This window comes from Pinibacter soli, from assembly GCF_029961145.1.
Classification (GTDB): domain Bacteria; phylum Bacteroidota; class Bacteroidia; order Chitinophagales; family Chitinophagaceae; genus Pinibacter; species Pinibacter soli.
This window is the reverse complement of the sequence record NZ_JASBRG010000007.1, coordinates 554,383-580,362: the sequence shown is the minus strand read 5'-3', so window position 1 is coordinate 580,362 and position 25,980 is coordinate 554,383. Positions and strand designations below refer to the sequence as shown.

The window sequence follows — 25,980 nt, the reverse complement described above, 5'->3', positions numbered from 1 at the left end:
ACTATGGCCAGTACGGATCCGGATACAAAAAAAAGTGTGAAAGAAGAGGATGTTTCTTTTAGAGACAGACTAGCAACGGTTGATGATACCGGAAAGCGTAAATGGATATTTGCACAAAAGCCCAAAGGGAAATTCTACAGGGCTCGAACAATATGCAGTTGGTTTTTCTTTCTTTTGTTTATCGGTCTGCCGTTTGTGTATGTTAACGGCAGACCTCTTTTCCTTTTCAATTTTCCGGGCGCCAGATTTATTCTTTTTGGAAAAATATTCTGGCCGCAGGACTTTTTCATCCTGGGGCTTGGAATGGTTTCCTTCATTATTTTCATTATTCTCTTTACGGCTGCCTTTGGAAGATTGTTTTGCGGATGGGTTTGCCCGCAAACCATTTTCATGGAAATGTTTTTCCGCAAAGTCGAATATTTGATAGAAGGATCTGCTGCTGAACAAAAACTATTGGCGGGCGAAGGCTGGACAACCAAAAAAATCATGAAGAAAGGAACAAAGCATATTGTATTCTTCCTTCTTTCGTTCATCATCGCAAATATTTTTCTTGCCTATATTATTGGTGTAAAAGAACTGTACAAAATAATTACAGAACCTGTAAGCGAACACATTGTTGGACTGTTTTCGTTAATGCTGTTCTCGGGCATTTTTTACGCAGTGTATGCATACTTCAGAGAGCAGGCATGTACAGTAGTTTGTCCCTACGGAAGACTGCAAAGTGTGTTGCTTGACAAGAATTCAATGATTGTAGCATACGATTACAAAAGAGGAGAGCCTCGTGGCAAGTATAGCAAAGTTGCAAAAGTTGATTTGGGCGATTGCCTGGCTTGTTTTCAATGTGTGAAAGTTTGCCCTACGGGAATAGATATCCGCAATGGTACCCAAATGGAATGCGTAGGCTGCACTGCTTGTATCGATGCATGTGATACAATGATGGAAAAAACCAACAGACCCACAGGGCTTATCCGTTATGCATCAGACAATGGTATAGAGACTGGGGAGAAGTTGCATTACTCAACACGGATGAAATTGTACTCACTGTTGCTGGGTATATTGGTAATGATCCTTGCAACAATGCTGATGACAAGAAAAGATGTTGATGCAACGCTCATGCGTACACCGGGCATGTTGTACCAGGAAAGAGGAAAAGATACCCTGACAAATTTGTACGATGTTAAAGTGGTGAATAAAACATACAAAGACGTTCCTTTGACATTCAAGCTGGAAGGCACGAACGGTCATGTGGAAATAGTAGGAGGGAATCATATCCTGGTTCATAAAGACGGGCAGGGCGCAGGTTCTTTCTTTATAGCGTTGCCTAAAAGCGACGTTAAAAAAAGAACAACCGTTATCCGTATCAGCATGTATAACGGAGATGAAAAGATTGATGAAATGGAGACGAAATTTTTAGGCTTCGTGGACGAGTGAGGAAAGAATAGGAACGCAGATTGTCACGATTGTCATGATTTGATAAGATTGAAGGATATTATGGAAAGGCATGATAATTATGAAAGTCTGTATTCGAACGCTTACGGAGATGAATAATAGAAAAAGAACATAGATTTTGAAAGAGCTAAAATAAATCATGAAAAATCATGACGATCATGAAAATCTGCGTTCCAATTATCTAACAACAAACAACTTAAAAAATGAATTGGGGAAACAAACTATTAGTGGTTTTTGCGGCGTTTGGTTGCTTCATTCTTTATATGGTTTACAGGTGTACACAAACGCAGGTGGATCTTGTGTCGAAAGAATATTACAAAGACGAGTTGGTGTATCAGAACGTGATCGACGGTAAAAACAATGCTGATATGCTGAACAACAAAGTAAAAGTAACACAGGATGATAACAATGTTGCCATTCAGTTTCCTGAAGAAATGCGTGGCGAAAATGTTACCGGATCCATTTGGTTCTACGCACCGGCAAATGCTAAAAATGACTTACAGCTTGTATTAAAAACAAATGGTTCTTTGGTTCAACAAGTACCAAAGGGAAAATTGCAACCGGGCAACTACACCGTTAAGATATCCTGGCAAGAAGCTGATAAAAAATTTTATAGTGAACAACCGATAACCATCAGTAAATGATATGGCAAATCATCACATCAGGCTTTATGCTTGGGCTATTTAGCAGCGCCCATTGCGTAGGCATGTGCGGGCCACTGGCGCTTGCATTGCCGGTAAAGCATTTGCCTGCGGCGGAAAGAAGATTGTCGATGATGCTTTTTTACGGCGGCCGCATCGTGATGTATATGGTCATTGGAACATTGGTTGCTTTATTAGGCAGGAGCTTTTATCTCGCCGGCTTGCAACAGTGGTTGTCGATAATAAGTGGGTTGATGATCCTTGTTTTTTCTGCACAATATTTTCTGAAAAAAAGCAACCGTCTGCCTGCGTTCATAAACAGGTTTCACAACTATCTGAATCTTTTCATGGCAAAACAGTTTAAAAAGCCAACACTGAAAAGCTTTTTAATGCTCGGTTTTGCGAACGGATTATTGCCATGTGGAATGGTATACATTGCCGTTGCGTTGGCGCTAACTACCAAAACTATTTTCAATGGAGCATTGCTGATGGGGATGTTTGGTGTTGGCACGCTGCCTGCGCTCATTTTACTTAGCTATGCCGGTTCATTTGTTAGCTTGCCTGTTCGCAATTATATAAGAAAAATAACACCTGTCTTTATGCTGGTAATAGGACTGCTTCTGATATTGCGAGGCATGAATCTGGGTATTCCATATATTAGTCCGGTGATGGCAGATGCGCCGAGAGATGGTATTATGTGCCACTAAAAAGTAAAAAATAAAAAATCAAAATTCGAAAGCCTTGTGCATGGAGCCTTCGAAGTCCAGTGGCGTATATTGTGTTGCACAGTTTTTTACTTTTGAATTTTTACTTTTCAATAACTTCACGGAATGTTTAAGGAGAAAAATTTCCCAATCATATTATTTTGTTTCATTACTGTCATCTCATCTGCAGTATTGCAATATATCAATCCCTTGTTTCGGTTTTTTGACGGAGGATTGCTCACTGCAATTTTGCTCACCATTTTTTTAAAGGACGATTTTTATACCAAGTTACTAGGTATAGTAAGTCTTGTTCTCGTGGCGGTGTCTGCGTTCTATCCACATGGAAGCATGCCGGTTGAACAAATTGCGATGCAACACCTTTTCTCCGGAATCATCGTTGTGATGACGATGGTCCTGACGCTTTACTTAAAACGACTTTATCGCTTTGTTGATGCGGAAAAGAAACAGGTAAGTGCTTTGTTTGAATACGCTACTGAAGGAATTATTTTAACCAATGATCGCGGAGAAATTGTACTCGCAAATCCCGAAGCGCTTAGTCTTTTTGCTTATGATAAAAATGAGATGATCGGGCGCAACATCGACATCCTGATACCGTCAAAATTTCGGCCACATCATGCCGGTTACAGGAATGGATATTACCAAAATCCCGGCAACAGGAAAATGGGCCACGGCCGTGACCTTTATGCGGTAAGGAAAAACGGTAGCGAGTTTCCGGTGGAAGTCAGCCTGAGCCACTACAAGCAAAACGACCAGCAGTTTGTAATCGCGTTCATTGTCGACATTACCCAAAGAAAAGAAGCTGAGTTGATTCTGCGCGAACAAAAGGAACAACTGGAAAGAATCACCGACGACATCAAGCTACTTAATACACAACTCGAAAATAAAGTAGAGGAGCGAACTTTGATCTTAAAAGAGGCATTGGGTGAACTTGAAAAATCTCAAAGTGAACTGAGCGAAGCTTTAAGCAAGGAGAGGGAGTTGAACGAGATCAAATCAAGATTTGTGTCTATGGCTTCGCATGAATTCAGAACGCCCCTTGCTATTGTATTATCGTCCGCTTCATTGTTGTCGCGATACCAGCTAACAGAAGAGCAGGAAAAACGTGACAAACATATTTACCGGATAAAAAATTCTGTAAATCACCTCAACGATCTGTTACAGGATTTTCTTTCTTTCGGCAAGTTGCAGGAAGGCAACTTTTTTACAGATGTTTACAGCTTTGAAATTCCATCATTTCTACAGGAAACCGTCGATGAAATAAAAGCTTTGCTAAAGCCAGGCCAAACAATTGAATTGCATTTTGACGGGGAGCCGACTTTTGTTTCCGATAAGCGGGTATTAAAAAATGTGCTGATGAACCTGATGGGAAATGCAATAAAATTTTCGCCGGAAAACAAATCGATCACTTTAAAGGCGATATCAAAAGAAAATGAATTACTTATTAGTGTCGCTGACAAGGGAATAGGTATTGCAGAAGAAGATCAGCAATATCTTTTTAGTACTTTTTATCGCGGGAAAAATGCGGTTAATATCCAGGGAACCGGTTTGGGACTGCATATAGTATCGCGTTATATTAATCTGCTGCAGGGAAAAATCACTTATGAAAGCAAGCTGAATGAAGGGACGACTTTTTATATCAGGTTGCCGAAAATGGAAAAGCAGATAGTGAGTGGGGAATAAAACCGGCTTTTCATTCAATTGTGAAACAACCTTTATCAGCCATGTTGATAAAGGTTGTTTCATTTTAAATTCGAAAGTCGCGAATTGATTAATTTATTACTCTGCTATAGGCAGCGCTTAAATCTAGTAAAGAATGGTAATAGCGGTTGCTTGTTCGCTTGCCGGACATACTATTATTTCTATTTTTGTCGATTTTTGTGCTGTTAAGTAAAGCTTTCGCACTGCTTAGGTAATTGGCCGCAGCGTCGTAAAAATTAACCAGCCTGGTTGACGCTTCGTTTTTGGCAACATTTGAACTGTGTTCTGAAATTTTTTCTTTTAACGCGTCTAAAATATTCATCAGAGAGTCCTTGTGTTTGATGAATTCTTCGTTAGTATATGGCAAGCCGGAAATTTCGTGTATGGATTTCATGTCGTCGACCACGTCAATGCTTGAAACCCTCTAAGGCATGCGTACAAGAGCTCGTGCAAAGGTGTTTTTTGTTGTGTCAATCGGTGCAGGCGCCAAATTTTTCTGACTTGCGTGCGCAAAAGATAAGGTACTAAAGAAAAGAGATGTAATAGCAAACTTTTTCATTGAGTTCGAGTTGTTTAGAGGTTTTTTTCGAACGCAAGGTAAAGGAAATCATGATTATCAACAATATATAAAGTTCTCCGATTTTTATTGCAAGTTAATTTACTCCTCCGGATAAAAAAGTGAGTTGAATTTTGTTGACTTCTCACAATCTGTATTTTATCTACTTATCCACAGTTTACCCACAGATTTTTTACTGTTCAGTTAATAACTAGGGAAAAATAACTATTATGGCATCCTTTTTCTTTATTGGCAAACCAATATATTTGCCGTCCCACTAAAATTAAGATCAGTGCGTTTAAAGAGTTTAGAAATCAAAGGGTTCAAAAGTTTTGCTGACAAAACGGTAGTCAACTTTGACGAGAATATTACCGGTATTGTTGGGCCCAACGGTTGTGGAAAAAGTAACATTATTGACAGTATACGTTGGGTGATCGGCGAACAAAAGATCAGTCAGCTGCGCAGTGAAAACCTGGAGAGTCTTGTTTTCAACGGTTCCAAAACACGTTCTGCCAGTGGTTTGGCGGAAGTGAGCCTAACGTTTGAAAACACCCGTAATCTGTTACCAACGGAGTTTACCACCATTACCATCACCCGAAAATTCTATAAAAGCGGCGAAAGTGAATATCGTCTGAATGATGTTAGCTGCCGCCTGAAAGATATCCAAAACCTTTTCATGGATACGGGGGTGAGTACCGATAGCTATTCCATCATTGAGTTGGGTATGGTGGATGACCTGATCAAGGATAAAGAGAATAGCCGTCGCCGCATGCTTGAACAAGCTGCCGGAATTTCCATTTATAAAACAAGAAAAAAAGAAGCCAAGCAAAAGCTGGATGCGGCAGAGCAGGATCTAGCCCGTATCGAGGACCTTTTGTTTGAGATCAATAACCAGCTGAAATCGCTGGAAAACCAGGCGAAAAAAGCGGAGAAATATTACGAGATCAAAAAGGAGTATCGCGAATTAACCATTGAGTTGGCGAAAGCTTCACTGGAAGGATTTAATCTTACCTACCGCGATCTTTCTTCTCAAACTGAGGAGGAAACCGACAAGAAGATCCAGCTCGAAGCGATGATTGCGCAAGAAGAAGCTGCGATCGAGCAGGAGAAAGTTGGTTTTATTGAAAAAGAAAGAGCGCTTCAAAGCATGCAGCATGAGTTCAACGATTTGCTGCAAAACCTGCGAGGTAAAGAAAACGAAAAGAACCTAGCTTCTCAGCGTTTGAATTTCCTGACAGAAAAAATCACCAACCTGGAAGATTTCCTTCAAAAGAGCGAAGGACAAATGCAAGGTTTGGAAGAAAGCATCACTTTCACGCAAAAACAGGTAGAAGAAGAAAGCGGCAAAATGGAAACGCTGCAAATGCAACTGGACGACAAGAAAGACTTAGTCGACAGTCAGCGCCAGGCTTTTGACGAACGCAGAAAGGCGGTTGATGCATTAAGACAAGAAAATCAACAAATACAACGTAGCCAGTTTGAAGCTGAAAAACGCGTGGCTATTGCCGATACATCTATACAAAATATCCAGCGCACCATTAACCAGATTGAAGAGGAGCGTGAAGCGAGACACAGCCAGCTTAAACAACTGGATGAGGAAATGAGTGTGAAGGAGCAGGAATTGGAAACAAAGAAAACCGACCTGCAACAACTTCAGGAGCATCACGAAAGAACCAAAGAGCAAATTTTGCAAACGCAAAGTACACTTGAAGGTTTGCGCCAGACGCTGGCAGATGAAAGCCGTAAACTGGATGCGAAAAAGAACGAACACGATCTGTTGAAGAGCCTCATTGATAGCATGGAAGGCTATCCTGAGAGCGTAAAATTCTTACACAAAAATCCTAACTGGAACCATACTGCACCAATTCTTTCCGATATCATTTATGTAAAAGAAGAGTACCGTGCGGCAGTAGAAAATGTATTGGAGCCATACCTAAACTATTATGTTGTAAACAACCTGCAGGAAGGCTTGCAAGCCGTGCATTTGCTGGATGCCAACAAAAAAGGTAAAGCGAACTTCTTCTTACTGGATAAATTAGACGCGTCAGACGCCAATACACATGAGCCTTTGGCAAATGCGATCCCGGCGATTGATGTAATTGAAGTGGATGCTCAATACAAGAAACTGGCTGAGCATTTATTGGGAAATGTTTTCATCGCAGAAAATGAAGAAGTGCTGAACAACAGCAACGGTGCGGTGGTGCTGGAAAAAACAGGTAAATACGTAAAAGGAAAATATGCACTGACTGGTGGTAGCGTAGGTTTGTTTGAAGGTAAAAAAATCGGTCGTGCGAAAAATCTTGAGAAACTGCGCGATGAGATTGCAGCGTTGGAAACCGTTGTAAGCGGCATTAAAGCATCTATTCAGGAGAAACATAATGAGGTTATCGGCTTCAATGAGCAGTTGAAAGAAAATGTGATCAAGCAAACACAGTCTGATATCAATACATTGACGAACCAGGTTTTTGCGTTACAAAATAAAATTGAAAACCTGCATGCGCAGCAATCAAGCAGCCGCAACAGGTTGGAAGAAATGCAGCAAAACCTTGAAAGCACCAATGGATCTGTTTCCGGTACACGTGAAGAGCTTTCTACATTGGTTCGCCAGATCGAAGAAGTGGGCATGAAACTAATGGAAGTAGAGGGAGAGTACAAAGCTGCGGAAAATGCGTACAACGACGCAAACGCGCAGTACAACGAATTCAACCTTTCACTTACACGTCAGCAAAGCCGCATCAATTCATTGAAACAGGAGCTTGCATTCAAGACCAACCAGTTCAATGATTTGAAAATACAGATCGAGAGCAATGCATCTCAATTGAAACAAACAAGCGAAAATATTGCAGAGAGCGAAGAAGCATTGAAAAATGCAGAGAATGGTTTGGTGGATCTTTTGCGCAAAAAAGAAGAAGATGAAAAGAAATTGAACGAAGCGGATCAGGCTTTCTACAATCTGCGAAACCAGATGACTGAGAAAGAAAGTTTGCTGCGTTCAAAAACAAAAGAGAAAGATATTCTTGAGCATTCATTGAGTGCGATTAAAGATAGACTGAATGAATTGAAACTACAGCTTGCAGGCATGAAAGAACGCTTGCAGGTGGAGTTCAGAATTAACCTGGATGATATTATCGACCAGGCCCGCAATACGGAAACTCCGGTGGAAGAATTGCAGGAGAAAAGCGATAGGATGAAGAAGCGTCTGGAGAACCTTGGCGAGGTGAACCCTACGGCCATTGAAGCTTTTCAGGAAATGAAAAAGCGTTACGAGTTTATTCTTGAACAAAAGAATGACCTTGTTACGGCGAAAGATAGTCTGTTGCAAACGATTGCTGAAGTAGAAAGTACAGCGAACCAAAAGTTCCTGGATACTTTCAACAAGGTAAAAGAAAACTTCATCAAAGTATTCAAGGCTTTGTTTACAGAGGAAGATCAGTGTGACCTTATTTTGGAAAACCCTGAAAACCTTGCGGAGACGGCAATTGATATTGTGGCGAAGCCAAAAGGTAAACGCCCTTCTTCTATCACACAGTTAAGCGGTGGTGAAAAAACATTGACTGCAACAGCATTGTTGTTTGCGATCTATTTGATCAAACCTGCGCCGTTCTGTATTCTTGATGAGGTGGATGCTCCATTGGATGACGCGAACGTAGGTAAATTCACCAACATGATCCGTCGTTTCAGTGAAGAGAGCCAGTTCATTATTGTGACGCACAATAAAATGACGATGAGTGCTGTAGATGTAATATATGGTGTGACCATGCAGGAGCCCGGTGTTAGCCGACTTGTGCCTGTGGATTTTAGGGCGCTTAGCGCGCCGGCGAGATAACAACCAACGTGTCTTTTATAGTAAGCAAGCCTTTCTTCACAGAAAGGCTTTGCTGTTTTTAATACTAAATAAAGTCAGGATACAGACAGAGACGCATTCAATACGTCTCTGTCTGTATCCTTGGGATTGTAAAACAAAAAATTAGGGTCCTAACTTTTTAATGACAGGTTTCAGGCTCGACTGAGACGCGTTCAACGCGTCTCTACAAGGTTCGATTAGTTCGATATTCTTATAGACTGCCGGCTTATTTTGCAGAAACAAACCCTTTGTATAGCTTAGGTTGAGAGTAAATGGTCATTCCAAGAAGTTTCCATTCTACTGTGCCATCAACAAAATATTCAAATTTAGTATTGTCGTCTGTTTGGTTTACGTTGATGAATTCTGGTTTCCAGTTTGTTCCGCTAACCAAACCCGTCCTCCATGCGGAAGCGCTAATTGGCGTGTTTAAATGCTTTTGTTGGTCTTGTCCGTACGTTACATGAAGTTGGTAATCGGAAACCAGAGTTTGCTCTAATTTTACGATTGTGGAGAAAGTGGCCTTTTTATCCAGGCTATCTTCTGGAGTAAATTTCCATGTCTTGATTTGATTCGAGTTGGGTTCTTTATTGCTTTTGTCGTTGTTGGAACTGCCCATGAATGACAGAAGCCCGAATACAAAAACTATCGAGGCAAACAGCCCCCACTTTTCTCTGACAAGTTTTGTCGCTCTGAAACAGGTCACGAAGAAAAAAATGAGCAATGCGATATTGAGTAAGCCCAAAGAAGATAAATCATAGAAAATTGTTTAGTGGTTAATATTGATCCGGGAAAACAGCAACATTTGAAATAACGACGTTCCGGTATTTTAAAATTACAGTATTATTTGGTCTTCATCGGTATTTGGAGGATTCAATGGTGCGTTTTTCTTATATGCCTTCAACATCCAAACTACAGCTCCGAGAATTAGTCTGGTTGAAGTTTTCATCGTCGCAATGTTGTTTCTAAATATAGAAAGATAATTTTCCTGTCGCAAGCGCATGAATATTTGATAAAGGCCATGAATGTCAGGTAGAGATGCATTGAATGCGTCTTTGTAACGCCGGTCATCGTGCAGCAAAAAGTACGCGATTCAGGACATCGTTATACCGATTGCTTTTTTACGATTTTAGAAGCGATAAAAGCAAATAATCCCAGAACAAGACCTGATACGACTCCCACAATTGGTCCCGTCACAAGCATCATTAATTTGGGCGAGTCCGGCATTGGCATCGTTTTCATCATTTCCGCTTCCTTAGCATGATTGCTGATGTAGGTGTTGAATAGAAGAATGTGTGCCGCTGTGATCCAGATGCAGTTTACTAGGCTCACTAAAAGCCCGTGCAGAAAATACTTTGAAGAACAATTTTTGGCAATTAAATAAGCACAAATGATAAAAATTATTAGCCAGAATATCGGTTCAATGTTCGATGGGATAAAATATACTGTACCTAACGCCATTGCCAAACCGAAAAGCGAAAGTTTGAAGATTAAGTTCCAATTTAGATTCATATGGGGATGTTTTATGTTTTCTTAAATTAATCGATCAGTTTAAGTTGTGCAATGGGCACAAAACATTAGTAACAACGATTACCTTTTTGCTGCGGAAAAATACTTCTCCAGCCCTGCTTTCGCAAGTGCAAGTCAGTAATCGTTGCCAGATAAGGTATTTCTTTTTGAAAATTAGTTTCAGTCAGACTGCTTCTGAGCGGTGTCGGCTAAGTTGCGAAGTTAGGAGGCAAGAACGCTGGGGTTCGAATCAATGATCATTTCCGGTGCAGGCCCTGGCATTGGTTGGGAGAGGTCAACACCATGTAAATTTTTGACATTAGCAATAAACCATTTTGTGAATTCATCCTGGTTCGAAGCAAGTTTTGCAAATGCTCCCTGTGGATCATCACCTTCCAAAGTTACAATCACCATGTCGCCCATTGGTGTGTGTTGAAGGAAAGTGCGTTCGTGAATGTTCATTTTTTTTCTGGAATCCACGAAGTCGTCGTACCTGGACGTACGCAATTCATCATGCCATTTTTTCCAGTCGGCTTCTTTCCCTTGAAGAATGGGAAGTGCAAACGCAACGAAATTAGACATACAATTGATTTTAGAAATCAAAAGTAAATTTTCAGGTGTTCATTGTCAAGCGCTGAATTGTTAATGCACAGCAATTACAAGGAAGGAATCCCGTAGAGACGCATGATAATGCGACTCTGTAACACGCAAAGGATACAGGAAAAAGGCGGAAGATGCGTCATCTGTGTGATCACGGCGCGGGAGCAGCTGAGACGCGTTCAACGCGTCTCTACGGATGACTGAATGCCTTGTTGGGGTGCATTGTTCTAGCCAGTTTTAATTATCATTTGTTCTAAATCTTTTAACCTAGGATTATTCGAAGGGACGCTATTGAACGCTTGTATCGCCAAATTGACTATATCGCTATCTAATTTGTAATCAACCTCAAATAAATTGTCAATTGTGTTTTCTAGTGCGATAAACCATTCGTTATACAGTATTAATTCTCTTGCGATGGCTACTAATCTTGTTAAATACATTTTTTCATTGTATTCACTTACACCGTCTTTCACACAGTTATCAAAATTTTCTTTTTTTGCAACCGCCTCTATTTGATCAATAAATTCAATTGTTTTTTGTTTTCCCAGAGTCATTCCATACTTATTATTCGTTTGTATTTAAATGCGAGTTCATCGATGTTTTGGCCCGACTTTGTGATATCAACTTGTGATATTTTTTAAAAATAAAGTACAAAATTTTATCGAAGCTTATAAGTAGATTATATTTTTAAAAAACAACAGGGCCACATCCTTTAACGAATGTGGCCTATTAATTATTCTTTATTAATTATTAATTCCTACTGTCCCATACCGCCCATATTCTCCATGCCTTCCTGGCCGCCTTTCATGTTCTTTCTTTTGAACAATGACGCATCGAATTTACCGAAACGGTAGTTGAAGTTAACACGTATAACCTGCGCATCTCTTGTACGTAAAGAGTTTTGCACGAAGAAGTCTGATGCTGAGTACATATCTGTTTTTCTTGTTTTGAAGATATCGTTCATGTTGACAGAAATAGAAGCCGCCTTGTTTTTAAGGAACTCATATTTTACTGCGATATCAACGCCGCCAGTTGGTCTTAAATAACCTTGTGCTGTAGTTGTTGGACCGCCCCATGGGCCACGGCCGCCGCCGCCACCTGAGCTATAGCTTCCGCCCGGAGGCAACACTGTTTTAGAGGTGTAGTCGCCAGACAACTGGATCGTAAAGTTTTTTGGAAGCTTGAATGTGTTGCTCAATTTTGCGAAATAGCTGATGATGTTATCCTGTGGTTTGATAGTTGTATCGCTTGTGTTGATCTGTGATGTAAAGAAGTTAATGTTGCTGTTTACATCCCACCATTTTGTAATGGCGTTTTTACCTGTCAACTCAAGACCTGTTACATAGCTGTGGTTTGCGTTGATGTAGGTATTGATCAAAACCGCTTTTCCTGTTACCGGATTGTAGTCTTTTTGCTGGCTTCTTGTAATAAGATCAGTTGTGTACTTGTAATATACTGTGGCAAGGAACATATCATTGCCGTGGTATGTTTTTGAATAGCCCAACTCAATTGAATTGGTAAACTCTGGTTTCAAATCTGGATTACCGCGATTCAGGTTAAGCGAATCTGAGTAGTCAGTAAAAGGAAACAGTTGGAAAAAGTTTGGTCTGTTTACTTTTCTCGTATAATTCAATTGAAGATCTTCGCCTTCGCCAAGTTTTTGTGATAAGAACAAAGTAGGGAACAAACTGATAGGGAAGGTGTTCTTGAAATAATTTGACGTGTCTTTAAAGTCTGTTGTCGTGCTGTGAACAGTGCCGCTGTTTTCAGAGCTCTCTGCACGCAAGCCAAGCTGGTAGCTGAATTTGCCGCCCTTTACCTGGTTGGAATAAGTTGCATATGCCGCATACACTTTGTCAGAGTTGTTATACAAAGAAGAAAGTTGTGGCAGCTTGATCTTATTGCCATTGTGATCCACCGTGTAAATGTCATTGTGGCTATCCACGTTTCTTACAGCTGCACGCAAACCCATTTCCACTTTTGATTTTTCGCTGAGTGGATTTACGAAATCTGTTTGTGCAGTGAATGAATTATTTGTACCTCCACCATCAGTCAGCTGATTGAAATAACCAAAGTAATCGTTGTTTGGTCTCAGGTAGGTAGTTGAACCGGTAAAGTTTTCATTTTCGTTATGGCTACCGTTGTATGTTACGTCCGCAGTAAGTTCTTTGCCCGGTTTTGCGAAGTTGTGTTTGTAGTTAAGACTTGCGCCGGTGTTGCGGAACATTGAATTGCCATTCGCTTCTCTATCTGTATAATAGTATTTTGTATCAAGCGGCGGCATCACGCTATCTGTATACATCTGGCTCGATGTATTCGGCTTGAATTTACCACGAACGAAGTTGCCGGAGACAGAGATCGTGTTGCGGTTGTCAACAAAGTAATCCAATCCGAAACGTGAGAAAATGAAATTACCGTTGTTGATATTCTTATCGTATTGTTTAAGCAGGGTAATAGTATCAAGGTTGGTAGCACGTGATGTAGTACCGTTAGAAATAGATTTACGCTGGTTATAGTTAATGTTTGCAAACACGTTCACTTTGTTTTGACGGAGGTTTAAATCTGCACCACCACCTACTTTGCCACGGCTGTCGACATTTGCACGTACGTTTCCGCTATAACCGGCTTTCTTGTTTTTCTTTAAAACGATATTTAAAATACCGGAGTTACCACCAGACGCATCATATTTTGCAGAAGCATTTGTAATTACTTCAACACTTTCGATCGCATCCGCAGGGATTTGATCGAGTGTAAGGTTTGTCGGGCGACCGTCTACAAACAATTGCGGAGCCGTATTTCTTAAAGTAACATTACCGTCAATATCAACCTGCAGAGAAGGTACGTTTCTGATTACATCCACACCCGAACCTCCGGCAGAAGTAATGTTTTTATCAACGTTAAATACCTTTCTGTCGATCTTCATTTCCACCATTGGCTTGGATGCTGTTACGGTTACACCTTCCAGCATCTTCGCGTCTTGTTTCATTTTTATATTTCCCAGGTCCTTGTCAGTCGCATTAAGTGCAGCGTCCATGTTTCCACCCTGCATTCCTTTTAAATCAAATGCTACTTTCATGTCAATCGGTTCGTGTCCGATAGCAGTGATTGTGATTCGAAACTGGCCAAAGAGAGGAATATTTTCGAGACTAAAATCACCATTGCTCCTGGTAAGCATCCCGGTAACAACAGTATCTTTTCTTTTACGGGTAAGTGTATCAAATTTGCTTTGAACCAACTCGATTGTAGCAGCATCGATTCCTTTGTTCGTTTTTTCATCTACGATCTTGCCGTACATTCTACCGGTCATATTGCCCCCGCCAGCGCGTCTTTGGCCTCCACCACCGCCACCGGGGTATTGCGCCTGCGCAGAAATAGAATAAACTGTTACCAGTAATAAGATTAGATAGATTTGTCTCATTGTGTGTAATTGCTTGTATTTTCTGGATCTAGTAGTTAATATGAGGGACGAAAAGCAAAGGAAAATATTGTAAATGCCATGCCTCGAGTTTACATATTAAGGGCTAATTGGCGGCAAATATCTTCTTTAATAGTCTTTCCTACACTAATAAAATGATGAGTGGTTTAGTATTCGAACCAATGGTGAAATACTGAAAATTAAAGTCTTGTGAAGTGCGGATGGCGTACTATTCTATAAGATTAGTGTACTATTTTACGATAAAATATGTAATAAATACCGAGATCGACCCAATGACAAAACCCATAATGGCTCCAGTCATTTCAATAGTAAAGAATTGTTTTGAAAAAGCCTGCCTGATTGTATTTTGGATTTTTTCTTCCGGAACAGATTGCAGTTTGTAAGCGAGTATCTTTTTTAGGTCAAAATCGTTCTGCAGTTCTTTAGCATAATTCTGCATGATCTGCGGAAATAGCGACTGCAATTCATCAAGGAAAACCTGCTTAAGCTGGGCAATTGTTTTCTCTCCAATGAACATTCCCACCACTGGCATTGATTGCTTCAATTTCACTTTTAGAAAATGATCAATGTGTTCGTCAATCACAGGCATGATCTTTTGCAGGTTGGCAGGATCGGTGATCTTTTCAGAAATTTCATCAAAGGAAAAAATCTCGTCGACAGGAATGTTGGCTGCAAGGCTATTGACATTTGACTTACTTGAGAAACGTTTAATGAAAAACTGCAACGCAATCTTATTGCACATCCATCCAATAAAAGCGGCGACAACAGGAACAATCAACAATGCAGGATTCATATTTCAGAGATTGAGGCGCAAAGAAAGGTAATAATTTGAAAATTTGAAGATTTGAAAATTATCAATTGGTGGGGGCGAATTGTGTTCGCCCAAAAAACTACGATGCTTTTTCTGCATCCAAAAGGTCAGCGTTTTTTAGTGTTTCCTCTATTTCTTCAAGAGGGACACCTAACTTCCATGCAATCTTACTAAGCAGGTCAATCTGGGCCTCCATATATTTGTTTCGTTTTGGCACTTCATTGTACCAGTTAAAAACACGTTTTCCAACGTACAGGCTAATCATTACTCCCGCAATGTAAACGAGAAAGGGGATAATGCTGTTTAGAATAGACATTTGTTGTAGATTTTCTATTGTTAATTGAAATTGTAGGGGATTTGCAGGAAGGAAACTAATAAAAAAAGCCGAAACATTTGTTTCGGCTTTTTGGGTGGATGACCGGGTTCGAACCGGCGACCCTCAGAACCACAATCTGATGCTCTAACCAACTGAGCTACAACCACCGTGTATGGGGATGCAAAAGTAAGGTAATTCCGATTCCACACAAAAAAATGAGCACTTTTTTTGAAAAATAATTTCTGTTAGGTATTGAGGGAAAGGTAGTTGCGGGAGGCATTCCCTCACCGCTACCGTTTCCGTTTTACCGTAACCTCTTTCTCCCAACCAATAATTTACGAATTTTTTCGTTAAATATTTTACATGTTTTTACCGTTCATAATATTCTGGCAAAGACGTTGTTAATATGTAATTCATTTTACAACAAGCCATTGCTTTTATTGTTATTTTTGGAGGGACGTGTAAAAAATGTACAATTTGTTGAATGAAAAAAGTGCTTCAATTTATGTTTAGTAAAAGAAGTTTGCCGTTTTTAGTAGTGGTGTTAGCAGGCGCATTGTTTATTGGTTTTCAATCTCTGGGTACAAAGGGGCATAACCCTCCCACAAAGTACGAAAAGATACTCCATAACGTAGGCGAAATGCTGGACCAGGTTCATTACAGTCCGAAAGCAATTAATGATAGTTTTTCAAGAGAAGTTTTTAAGAAGTATTTAGTGGCGATCGACCCGGACAAAAACTTTTTTCTGCAGTCAGACATCAAACAATTAAAAATGTACGAGACCAAGCTGGATGATGAAATTCTAGGTGGCGCTGTACAATTTGTACCTGCTGTAGCTGAAATCTTTAAGAAAAGAGTGGCTGAAGCAGATTCAATCACCAAAGTGCTGTTGTCAAAACCTTTTGACTTCAAAGCAAATGAAGAGGTAGTATTAGATGCAGATAAACTTGATTTTCCAAAAGATGACGCGGAAAGAAAAGACATGTGGCGCAAACGCCTGAAATATATGGTGCTCGAGCGCTATGTGGATATGCAGGACACACAGGAAAAAAACAAAGCGACTGACAAAGCAGCTACTGTAAAAACAAACGAGCAGCTGGAATCAGATGCGAGGGACCGTGTGCAAAAGATCATGAACAAAACATTCGACAGATATAAATTCAAATTTTCTGTAGACGATCAGTTCAATACTTATGTGAACACGATCACTACAACTATGGATCCTCACACAAGCTTTTTTCCTCCTGTAGATAAAAGATATTTTGATGAACAAATGAGCGGCCGTTTCTTTGGTATTGGCGCTTCCCTTCGTGAAGAAGATGGTGGCATTAAAGTAATGACGCTGGTTACAGGAAGCCCTGCATGGAAATCCGGACAAGTTGCTGTTGGCGATATCATCGCGAAAGTGGCACAAGGAAATGGCGAGGCAGTTGACCTTACCGGTTATGCTGTTGAAGATGCCGTTAAACTCATCAGAGGTGATAAAGGAACAGAAGTAAAACTTACGTTGAAAAAAACTGACGGAAGTATGAAAGTTATTTCCTTGATCCGTGATGAAATTGTACAGGATGAAACTTTTGCAAGAAGCACAATTGTTGACAATGGTAAATCTAAAGTTGGTTATATTTATTTGCCTGAGTTTTATGCAGATTTCGACAATCCAAAAGGCGCACGTTGCTCTGCTGACGTTGCAAAAGAATTGATTAAACTGAAAGAGCAAAATGTAGACGGCGTTGTGCTTGACCTTCGTAATAACGGTGGGGGTTCGTTGTTTGACGTTGTACAAATGGTAGGCTTATTTATTGAAGATGGTCCGGTTGTACAAGTGAAAGACAGAGATGGCAAACCAAGTATTTTGCGTGACCGCGATAAAAACATTTTGTATGATGGACCGTTGGCTGTAATGGTAAATGAGTTTAGTGCGTCAGCGTCTGAAATCTTTGCTGCCGCTATCCAGGATTATCACCGCGGTGTGATCATTGGCAGCACTTCTACTTACGGTAAAGGAACTGTTCAGCGTAATATCGGTTTGGATAAGGAAACAGGCATGTTCTCTTCAAACAGTGAACTGGGAACGATCAAATTGACATTGCAGAAATTTTATCGCATCAATGGAGGTTCTACACAATTGAAAGGTGTAAGCTCTGATGTGATCTTACCTGATGTGTTTGAATATTCCAAACTGCGTGAAAAAGATGATCCTGATGCTTTGCCCTGGGATGAAATTCAAAAAGCAGATTATAATACATGGAAACCAGGGTTTGACATGAATGTTGTTTACAACAACAGCAACGGCCGTGTTAACAGTAATCCTGCGTTTAATGAAATTAAAACAGACACCAAATGGCTGGCTGATCAAAATGACAAAGTGTATTCTTTGAACATTGATAAATTCAAAGAAGAGAAGAAAAACATCAGCTCTACAGTTAAAAAGCTTGAGGCTTTGAACAAATTGCCTAAGGAGCTTGATGTAGTTACACTTCCTCAGGATGTTAACAGATATGCAAACGACAAAGACCGCCAGGATCGTTTTAAGCAATGGCAAAAATCTTTGAAGAATGATATCTACTTAAATGAAGCAGTAAATGTGGTGAATGATATGGTGGTGCAGAGAAATTTGGCGAAAGCGAAGTAGGAGGGAATTGGGAATTGAAAGTTGAAAATGGTAGGAGCGAATCGCTTCAGAAACCATTTAAAATAGAAAGAGAGTTGTACTAAGGTGCAACTCTCTTTTATTTTAAAACCCAATCATTTTCAATTTTCAATTCTCAACTAACCCAGGTATCTCTCCTTCAAAATCCCCATGTGGTGCTGCACGTGACCGGCACACATAAAGCCAAGGGCAGTAACGTTGATGTGGTTATTGTTGGCTGTGCCGGTTAAAAGTAGTTGCTCCTTTGTAAAGGCTTTAAACATGGCAATGTTTGCCTTTCTGAGATGCTTGAATTCTTCGATCATATCCTTCCATTTTCTCTGGTCAACCGGCGTGTTATAGCCCCATACATTTTCGTCAAAGCCAGGCAGATCTACACCCTCATTTTTTGAAAAGCGAAGTGCCCTATAAGCAAAAACGCGTTCAGTATCTATTACGTGTTGCAACAGTTGTTTGATTGTCCATTTGCCTTCTGCATAAGCGTAATTAACTTTCTTGCGTGGAATACGTTTGAGCAGTTTCAGAAATGATTTCAAATTATTTTCAAGTGCGTCCATTGCATCATCTTCTTTCACAATATTGATATAGCGTTTGAAAAAATCAGCTGATACGACGTTGGTCTTGGTTGGCATGTGTTTGGATTTAGTGAGTCTAAAGATAAGCATCATGGAGGAGAGACGGAAGGCTGATTATCAAGATTGTCATGATTAGCCAGGATAGAAGAAAGAAAAAATCATAACAAATCATCACAATCTTGATAATCTGCGTTCTTTCTCTTCCTCTAAAACGCTTCACCAAAATCAACATAAAATCCTCTTACTCCGTGAGGGCCAAAGCCACAGTCGACGCGAAGATTGGTATTGTTTTTTGTATCTACGCGAATGCGTAAGCCGCCACCATAGGACAGCCAGAAGCCGCTGGGCTTAAGATGTCCGTAGTAATCGGCAACGCGTCCAGTACCTATCCAGCCTGCGATGCCAAAGATGTTCCACACTGGCATACGATACTCAACCTGTGCGTCTACAAGTACTTTGTCGCGAATGGCACCTTCGTAGTAACCGCGCATTTTTTTATCACCGCCCATTTTTGCCAATTCAAAAAATGGAACGGTGCCTGATGTATAAGTAGTTGTTGCCTGCGCTGCAATAATATGTCTTAACCAGGGATTGAAATATGTACGGCCATCCAATTCAAATTTTATAAACTGGTACTTGCTTCCCATCCACGGTTCATAAAAAAGGATGTCTGTTAAAATGAAATGACCTTTGTATGGATTGTAACGATTGTCGCGGCTGTCATAAGCCATTGAAAGCCCTGCGCCAATGCAGGTTCCGCCTTCTGTACCAGGCACATTGTTCTTAACGAGATAGCCGGTGCTATCGACTTCTATTTTGAAATAATCTGCCAGATCAAGCGCTGCGCCGAAGTAAAGATTCTTTGCGATCAGCCGCATAGGATTGGTGACAAATTTTATGCGATCGACGGAGACTTCTTCTTCATTGTCCCTGGTTACATCATTGCCTATACCGTAAATATATTCCGGCGTTCGTTTGTAGTTGATATAACTTATAATGAGCCATCTGTTTTCATCAAAACTAAGATCGTTTGCTATCGATGCATTGATTCTTCCTTTTGTAGAATAACTTACCACTCCAGAAATTCGTGATGGCTTTGATATAGTATCTTTTTTAGAAAGATTGAAAAGGTTAAACTTGGCGAGCCCAAGCGTAGTACCAGCTTCAGTGCTATAAGATGCGAGTGGCACAGGAATTATTTTAAATAGTTTTTCCGCCTTTTGGTTGAATTTATCAAACTTGGAAGAATTCTTTTTTGCTGTATCTGCTGGTGGTACTGTGTCCGTTTTCGAAACAATAGTGGAGTCTTGCGCAATGCTGGCAAAACAAGACAATAGCATTAGCACCATGAGATGAACAGAATAAGGAAAGGTATTTTTATAAAACCTGCATAGCATAAATATTCTTCAGGGTTAATAGAATGTATTGCGTTATGAGTGATGAGTTGTGAGTATTGAGTAAATGCTACACTTCATTCTCAACTCTCAACTCTCCACTATTTAAGCCAATTGCTTCCAAACACTATATAATACGCCCAGTCCGAATTGCTGAATGCAACGTCAACGCCCATTCTTAAACCAAATTTCCTGGCCATCAGATAGCGGAAACCTGTACCGTAGGTGTACACCAGCGTTGAGCTGCCAAAATCTTTCCATTCATCGAAAGCTTTGCCGGTACCGCCATACAGCATAATGCTCCATCGTTTATAAAAATCCCAACGTGCTTCCAGTTCGGTGAGCAGATCTGCATTGCCCTGGTATCTTGCTGTTGGAACACCACGCATGTCGATGTAGGGTTTCAAATAGAAAGGCTGGTCACCAAAAGACTGCTGACCGTCCACTCGCCATCCTCCAACCAGTTTTTTCGAGATGGTTTTGTAAGCGTACATATAGTAGTTCAAATGCCAGAAGTCATAATCACTGCCGAAAATATTATCCGATCTTCTTGCATCGAAATGAACTTTAAAACCTTTATTGGGCGTAAAAGTATTGTCTCTGTTGTCCAGTTCTACCACACCGCCCAGCTGACTCACGATGCTTGAATATTCCTTGGAACTTACAAAATCCGGCGGCAGCAAATGGTTCCCGGTGTACTCCACGTCTGTTTTGAGAAATAGATATCTTAAACCTGCATACCAATGCGAGAACCCTATTCTTTTTGTGGCTTGTAATAAAACGGGGATCATTTTCATGTTAAACTCAAACTTTTTTTCACCAACCGAAGGCAGCGTTCGATAGAAGGACATGTTGATATTACCATAAGCGCCAAAAGCAAGATATTTGATCCTGCTTTTAATAAATGTTCCTGAGCGGAAAGCACCCGTGAGCCAGGTGTTGTTGATAGTATAAAATGCCAATCCACCCGTTATAGAAGGTGCCACAGGTGTTATCACCTGCTTGCCCTTAACGGAATCTACGTAGGGGTGTTGTGAGTTGATAAATATAGGCACAACACCGCCGCCAAAACCACCAATGGCAGGTTCTGTTATGATGATAGGAACCGGGATAAATCCATGTGCCTCAATCAGGTAATCACTCACGTCGAACGCACCGTCGAGAGAGTCTTTCGTTGAGACTGGTTTCTTATTGTGTTGCGCATGCAGTGCTGCACAAATAAATGTGAAAAGGACTAAGCAAATTATTTTTCTGGAATAGACAGTATGTAACATCAAAGTTCTGTATTTACTAATGTTCAATAAAAATTCTAACGTTGAAGAGTGCGACGCAAGAGTGTTTCATAGTAGTACAACTGCTGAGTCCATCAATGTTTCTTAAACATTCTGAATCTGTAGTTGGCTGAAAGCAGCAACGACTCTCGACCTCCCAAAAAACCAAACTCTGTTCTTACCTGCCAGGAGTGATTAAATTGAAATTGTCCGCCTACGCACATGCTCCATTCCGATGTCGGTCTCTTGTTCAGTGAGTAGTGGACGATAACGTCTTTGTCGCCTCCGTCGGTTATTTTATTAATAACGGCTTGCGCCAGTTGTTTCATTACAATTTTTTGGGCAGGAGTGAGGTTCTGGTACCAACCTGCTGTTTCGTTTACAATGCCTTCCATATCAGATAGAGAAGCATCTGTTTTTAGGTCGGAGAGATTGACAGTGCCTTCTGTTGTTCTGTTGATAAAGAATCCTTGCGCACCAACCCACAATGCAAAACTTCTGTAAGGCTTATCTTTCATCAGAAAATTTTTCCCTAAGCGTGCATCAACCATGTTGGCACTTATAGTTCCGGAAATTTTGTCCATGTGCGTCCATGTGTGATTGAAATCAACAATGCATATAAAGCCGTGATAACCGGCTGCAAATGTTGTTCCCAATCCAAATGTGTTGCCATGGAACTTTGCATTGGTGTTCATTACAAATGGCTCAACAATAGAAACGTTTGTTTGCGCCGTGCTAAAACCACCAATAGCGTACAGATCCAGGAACGGCAATATCCATACATCCGGCCTTACAGTGACAGATTGCGTTTTCGCAACAACATCTCCAAACTTTATGAACTCCAGCGGCACAGGTTGCATGTCGTTAAATCCAACTTTCAAATCGCTTATCAACACCTTTTGTTTGGCAAAAAGTGTGTTCAACATTATTCCAGTGTTGTATGGCAAATCAAAACCCCTTCCAGAAGCCCTTTTACCTAGTATGGGCATCGTCCATTTGTAATCGGAATTTTTAATACTATCCACATATGCCTGCTGTTTGGGGCCGTATTTTGTACCGGCTCCGGCTTGCGCCAACACACTGTTTGCATAACCCGAAACAGCAACAATACATAAACCGGTAAGCAATTTTTTCATTTTGTGTAATATGGTTTTATAGCATAGGGTTTGTTAGCTTACTTGCCTGTAATTTCTTAAAAGCAACCAATGCCGGGGTTTTATATATCTAGTTATTGAAGGATACAGTATTACAACAAACAGATAGCATTGTGTGCGTATTGCAATGCTATCTGCCTGCGGCTTTCTAATTCCTAATTTCTAGTTATTCGGTCTCGCCAGTCGTTCGACATCCTTCAATCGCTTCAGCGCATCTTGTTGACGCAACATGCCATAATTTATGCCAGCTGCGTTAAGAGAGCTTCCTTCCTGGTAAGGATATTTGTCAAAGTCGGAGAAGAAATCTTTTATCACTCCTTGAACAGGTACAATGAGCCACATTTGCCTGGCGAGAAAATCAATGGCTCCGCCGCCTTCTTCCATTCCACGTTCATATGGGTCCATACGAAGATTTGCAATGAGTGCCCAGGCTGGCGTTTCTCTTACGCCTGTTGCTATATTGCCATGCGCTAACGCAAAAGTTAATTTCCAGTCGTCGTATCGAATAGCGTTAAGGTTACCTCCCTGGTCAAAATAGAGGAGCCTGTCGCGTGGTCCCTTTGCTACTTTACCCTGGAAGTATGGCGTAAAATCATAACCATCCAGGTGAACTTTAAAGGATTTTCCTGCGCCACTCCAGCCGGTCATCATTTTTTCTTTAACGCCCGGAGCGCCGGCAGCATCACAGAGTGTAGGAAACCAGTCAAGTAAAGAAATGATGTCATTGTACACAGTTCCAGGTTTTACAACACCCGGCCATTTCACCATCATAGGAATGCGCATACCGCCTTCCCATGTTGTACCTTTTTCGCCTTTGAAGGGAGTCATACCACCATCGGGCCATAGCGCGATTTCTGCGCCGTTATCAGTTGTATATACAACGATGGTGTTGTCATCTATTTTAAGATCTTCCAGTTGTTTCAGCAGTTCCCCGATCATTGCATCGTGTTCTGCCATACCATCCGCTTCAATGCCCTTGCCTGTCTTGCCAAGTGAAGCAGGCTTCAGGTGCGTGAATACGTGCATACGTGTACTGTTGAACCATACAAAGAATGGTTTGTTTGCCTTGGCATTTTTATCAATAAATTTTTTGGCAGCGCCCAAAAATTCTTCATCAACGGTTTCCATTCTTTTACTTGTAAGCGGACCAGTGTCTTCAATTTTACCATCAGCGGTAGAATGAATCACTCCGCGAGGGCCATATTTCTTTCTGAACTCAGGATCTTTCGGATAGAAATAACCTTCAGGTTCTTCTTCTGCATTCAGGTGGTAAAGGTTTCCGAAGAATTCATCAAAACCGTGTTTTGTTGGTAAGTGTTCGTCGCGGTCGCCAAGGTGGTTTTTGCCAAACTGGCCCGTAGCATAGCCTTGCGCCTTCATTACATCCGCAATGGTTGGCATCCAACTGGTGATGCCATGCGGATCGCCGGGCATACCGATTGTTAACAGGCCTGTGCGGAAAGGCTCTTCTCCAAGAATGAATGAAGCGCGGCCCGCTGTACAACTTTGTTGGCCATACGCGTCTGTAAAGATGGCGCCTTCACGGGCGATGCGATCGATGTTGGATGTTTTATAACCCATAATGCCCATTGTATAAGCACTGATTTGAGAAATGCCAATATCATCCCCAAAGATCACAAGGATGTTGGGCTTCTTCTGTGCATAGCTACTTGCCGCAAACAGGACGCAAATAAGCGCTGTTCCCAATTTGAAAAGGTTTGATTTTGTTCGTTGCATGATTTGGTATTTATTCGATTGAAAAAAGACTTCTGGAGTTCAGGGGGATTGCGCTTAGTCAGCGACAAAAATTGTTTTCCAGTTTCCTTTCATACTTACTATGTTCCAACCAAATTTTTTTGCCCAGTTCAACGACTTGTTATCCTTTTCCTGGTAATAGAATTCGCGTTCTTTGTCATCATGATTTATGAGGAGTTGATAGGAAGGGTATTTATTGCCTTGTGAAAATCGCAGCATATAGATGTCGCCGCCGCCGCCTTCATTGCCGCAGGCGAATATGGGACGTTTACCGATGTGGTATTGTATGCTCACAGGTTTCACCTGCTTGTCGTTAAAAGTATTTAGTTTGGGCGTGCGATAAATGTCATTAATACCGGCACTGTCTTTATACACATAAACAAATGTGGAACCTATAACCTGTTCAGGGGGAATACCATAATATTTTGTTGAAATGGCGCGCATAAAATCAACTGTTCCGCCTGAGCAGATATACGTCTTAAAACCATTTGCACGCAGATATTGCAAGAGTTCTACCTGTGGCTTGTATACGAGCTCTTCAATGGATTTGCCGTTTGGAGCTTTCGCATTTGCAAAAAAGTCTGCCACTTCTTTTTCATATTCTTCTTCTGTCAATCCTGTATGTGTAACAGCTACCAGCTTTATCAAATCCTGCTCCGACATACTTTTGATATAGGTCATGTCATTGGATGCGATGGCCTTAAATGGTTGCTTTTGTTTGAGCGCCGGATTTTTACCGATCATTTTTTTTGCCCTGTACATTGCGAAGATGCCTTGTATCAAGGGCTTTTCGCACCATAGGGTACCATCGTTGTCAAATGTTGCTACACGATCTTCTGCAGGAACGAAAGTGGAAGTGCCCTCTGTGGTAACGCTTTTTACAAAAGCAATGATGCTGCCTTTCAGGCTGTCATTGTTCCAGGAGCGCAAAGGATCATCTTGAGCAAACGAAACGTTTATTAAAATGCTGCAAAAGATGATTATTAAAAGAGTTGTGCTTTTTCTCATAAAATAAGTCAACGGACAATTAATAATTAATAATTAAGAATTAACAGGTGCGGTGTTCTATATTAAGAGTCGGAAATTGATAGTTGAAAATGATGGCTCTCGTGATTCAGTAGTCTCGTTCAACTGTCAATACACAAAACCAAACCGATACCCCGTAACTCTTGAAAAACTATTGGGTTTGCATTGCTACAAACCCAATAGATATTCTGATATGTTGTGGAAATGCTACTTACTACTTTTGTTCTGTTTACTTATTTTTTCTTCTTGCAGTTCAATTTTTAATGCCTGGTTCGCTATGATTTTTTTTAGCGTAGCATTTTCTTCGAGCAATCTTTTTATAGCGCTTTGAGATTGAAGATCAGGTGAATTTTTTTCGGCATTTTCCTGATGCTGTTTTTCTTTCCACCTGTGAAAAACGCTATACGACAGTTTATATTTGTGCAGCGCCTGCGAAATGCCCGAAAGTTCTGCCTCATTCAGAATTTGCTGCTTTTCCTCTTCAGTAAATTTTCTTCTTTTGGCAGGCATAGGCTGGGCTTTTATCCTGTGAAAAATTTATAAGTGGTAATTATTGTCAATCATTATCAA

21 protein-coding genes and 1 tRNA gene are annotated in these 25,980 nt (G+C 40.7%); 6 read left to right on the top strand and 16 right to left on the bottom strand.

What is annotated here, in order from left to right:
- Positions 1 to 3: 3 nt before the first annotated feature.
- The 4 genes from ccoG to QJ048_RS13275 all read left to right on the top strand — a co-directional run bounded on the left by ccoG (position 4) and on the right by QJ048_RS13275 (position 4,495).
- Complete coding sequence (gene ccoG, locus QJ048_RS13290) at positions 4 to 1,431, top strand: cytochrome c oxidase accessory protein CcoG (RefSeq protein WP_282334861.1); 1,428 nt, start codon at positions 4 to 6, stop codon at positions 1,429 to 1,431.
- 221 nt (positions 1,432 to 1,652) lie between these two features.
- Positions 1,653 to 2,093 (top strand): FixH family protein, encoded by a 441-nt coding sequence (locus tag QJ048_RS13285; protein ID WP_282334860.1) that lies wholly within the window; start codon positions 1,653 to 1,655, stop codon positions 2,091 to 2,093.
- Entirely contained in the window at positions 2,090 to 2,797 is a 708-nt protein-coding gene (locus QJ048_RS13280; RefSeq protein WP_282334859.1) for a sulfite exporter TauE/SafE family protein, read from the top strand. Before QJ048_RS13285 ends, QJ048_RS13280 begins: the two co-directional genes overlap by 4 nt.
- 123 nt (positions 2,798 to 2,920) lie before the next feature.
- On the top strand, positions 2,921 to 4,495 hold the full coding sequence (locus tag QJ048_RS13275; protein ID WP_282334858.1) for a PAS domain-containing sensor histidine kinase: 1,575 nt from the start codon (positions 2,921 to 2,923) through the stop codon (positions 4,493 to 4,495).
- An 88-nt stretch (positions 4,496 to 4,583) separates the two neighbouring features.
- On the opposite strand, the gene QJ048_RS13270 is transcribed toward QJ048_RS13275, so the two are convergent.
- Entirely contained in the window at positions 4,584 to 4,907 is a 324-nt protein-coding gene (locus QJ048_RS13270; RefSeq protein WP_282334857.1) for a hypothetical protein, read from the bottom strand.
- A 454-nt stretch (positions 4,908 to 5,361) separates the two neighbouring features.
- On the opposite strand from QJ048_RS13270, the gene smc reads away from it, so the two are divergent.
- On the top strand, positions 5,362 to 8,895 hold the full coding sequence (gene smc / locus QJ048_RS13265; RefSeq protein WP_282334856.1) for a chromosome segregation protein SMC: 3,534 nt from the start codon (positions 5,362 to 5,364) through the stop codon (positions 8,893 to 8,895).
- 244 nt (positions 8,896 to 9,139) lie between these two features.
- On the opposite strand, the gene QJ048_RS13260 is transcribed toward smc, so the two are convergent.
- The 8 genes from QJ048_RS13260 to QJ048_RS13225 all read right to left on the bottom strand — a co-directional run bounded on the left by QJ048_RS13260 (position 9,140) and on the right by QJ048_RS13225 (position 15,749).
- Positions 9,140 to 9,616: a hypothetical protein gene (locus tag QJ048_RS13260; RefSeq protein WP_282334855.1), complete on the bottom strand. Its 477-nt coding sequence runs from the start codon at positions 9,614 to 9,616 to the stop codon at positions 9,140 to 9,142.
- A 398-nt stretch (positions 9,617 to 10,014) separates the two neighbouring features.
- Positions 10,015 to 10,422, bottom strand: a complete 408-nt coding sequence (locus tag QJ048_RS13255) for a hypothetical protein (RefSeq protein ID WP_282334854.1) — start codon at positions 10,420 to 10,422, stop codon at positions 10,015 to 10,017.
- Positions 10,423 to 10,641: 219 nt separating this feature from the next.
- Positions 10,642 to 11,001 (bottom strand): hypothetical protein, encoded by a 360-nt coding sequence (locus tag QJ048_RS13250; protein ID WP_282334853.1) that lies wholly within the window; start codon positions 10,999 to 11,001, stop codon positions 10,642 to 10,644.
- Positions 11,002 to 11,246: 245 nt separating this feature from the next.
- A complete protein-coding gene (locus QJ048_RS13245) occupies positions 11,247 to 11,573 on the bottom strand; it encodes a hypothetical protein (protein ID WP_282334852.1) in 327 nt (108 codons plus the stop codon).
- Positions 11,574 to 11,776: 203 nt separating this feature from the next.
- Positions 11,777 to 14,437: a TonB-dependent receptor gene (locus QJ048_RS13240; protein WP_282334851.1), complete on the bottom strand. Its 2,661-nt coding sequence runs from the start codon at positions 14,435 to 14,437 to the stop codon at positions 11,777 to 11,779.
- Between the two features lie 247 nt (positions 14,438 to 14,684).
- On the bottom strand, positions 14,685 to 15,248 hold the full coding sequence (locus QJ048_RS13235) for a DUF445 domain-containing protein (RefSeq protein ID WP_282334850.1): 564 nt from the start codon (positions 15,246 to 15,248) through the stop codon (positions 14,685 to 14,687).
- Positions 15,249 to 15,345: 97 nt separating this feature from the next.
- The gene (locus QJ048_RS13230) at positions 15,346 to 15,582 is read right to left on the bottom strand and encodes a hypothetical protein (protein ID WP_282334849.1); all 237 of its coding nucleotides are present in this window, start codon (positions 15,580 to 15,582) and stop codon (positions 15,346 to 15,348) included.
- Positions 15,583 to 15,675: 93 nt separating this feature from the next.
- Positions 15,676 to 15,749, bottom strand: a tRNA-His gene (locus tag QJ048_RS13225).
- Between the two features lie 317 nt (positions 15,750 to 16,066).
- Between QJ048_RS13225 and QJ048_RS13220 the strand changes: the two genes are divergently transcribed.
- Positions 16,067 to 18,217 (top strand): carboxy terminal-processing peptidase, encoded by a 2,151-nt coding sequence (locus tag QJ048_RS13220; RefSeq protein WP_282334848.1) that lies wholly within the window; start codon positions 16,067 to 16,069, stop codon positions 18,215 to 18,217.
- 137 nt (positions 18,218 to 18,354) lie between these two features.
- Here QJ048_RS13220 and QJ048_RS13215 read toward each other — a convergent pair whose 3' ends face one another.
- From QJ048_RS13215 to QJ048_RS13185, 7 genes are all read right to left on the bottom strand, one after another.
- Positions 18,355 to 18,867 carry a DinB family protein gene (locus tag QJ048_RS13215; RefSeq protein ID WP_282334847.1) on the bottom strand — a complete coding sequence of 171 codons (513 nt, stop codon included), beginning with the start codon at positions 18,865 to 18,867 and terminating at the stop codon, positions 18,355 to 18,357.
- Between the two features lie 149 nt (positions 18,868 to 19,016).
- Complete coding sequence (locus QJ048_RS13210; RefSeq protein WP_282334846.1) at positions 19,017 to 20,207, bottom strand: BamA/TamA family outer membrane protein; 1,191 nt, start codon at positions 20,205 to 20,207, stop codon at positions 19,017 to 19,019.
- A gap of 98 nt (positions 20,208 to 20,305) precedes the next feature.
- Positions 20,306 to 21,478 (bottom strand): BamA/TamA family outer membrane protein, encoded by a 1,173-nt coding sequence (locus QJ048_RS13205; protein ID WP_282334845.1) that lies wholly within the window; start codon positions 21,476 to 21,478, stop codon positions 20,306 to 20,308.
- A 92-nt stretch (positions 21,479 to 21,570) separates the two neighbouring features.
- Positions 21,571 to 22,611: a hypothetical protein gene (locus QJ048_RS13200; protein ID WP_282334844.1), complete on the bottom strand. Its 1,041-nt coding sequence runs from the start codon at positions 22,609 to 22,611 to the stop codon at positions 21,571 to 21,573.
- Positions 22,612 to 22,791: 180 nt separating this feature from the next.
- Positions 22,792 to 24,366, bottom strand: a complete 1,575-nt coding sequence (locus tag QJ048_RS13195) for an arylsulfatase (protein ID WP_282334843.1) — start codon at positions 24,364 to 24,366, stop codon at positions 22,792 to 22,794.
- 54 nt (positions 24,367 to 24,420) lie between these two features.
- Complete coding sequence (locus QJ048_RS13190) at positions 24,421 to 25,392, bottom strand: HAD family hydrolase (RefSeq protein WP_282334842.1); 972 nt, start codon at positions 25,390 to 25,392, stop codon at positions 24,421 to 24,423.
- A 225-nt stretch (positions 25,393 to 25,617) separates the two neighbouring features.
- Positions 25,618 to 25,920: a hypothetical protein gene (locus tag QJ048_RS13185; RefSeq protein WP_282334841.1), complete on the bottom strand. Its 303-nt coding sequence runs from the start codon at positions 25,918 to 25,920 to the stop codon at positions 25,618 to 25,620.
- Between the last annotated feature and the right edge of the window lie 60 nt (positions 25,921 to 25,980).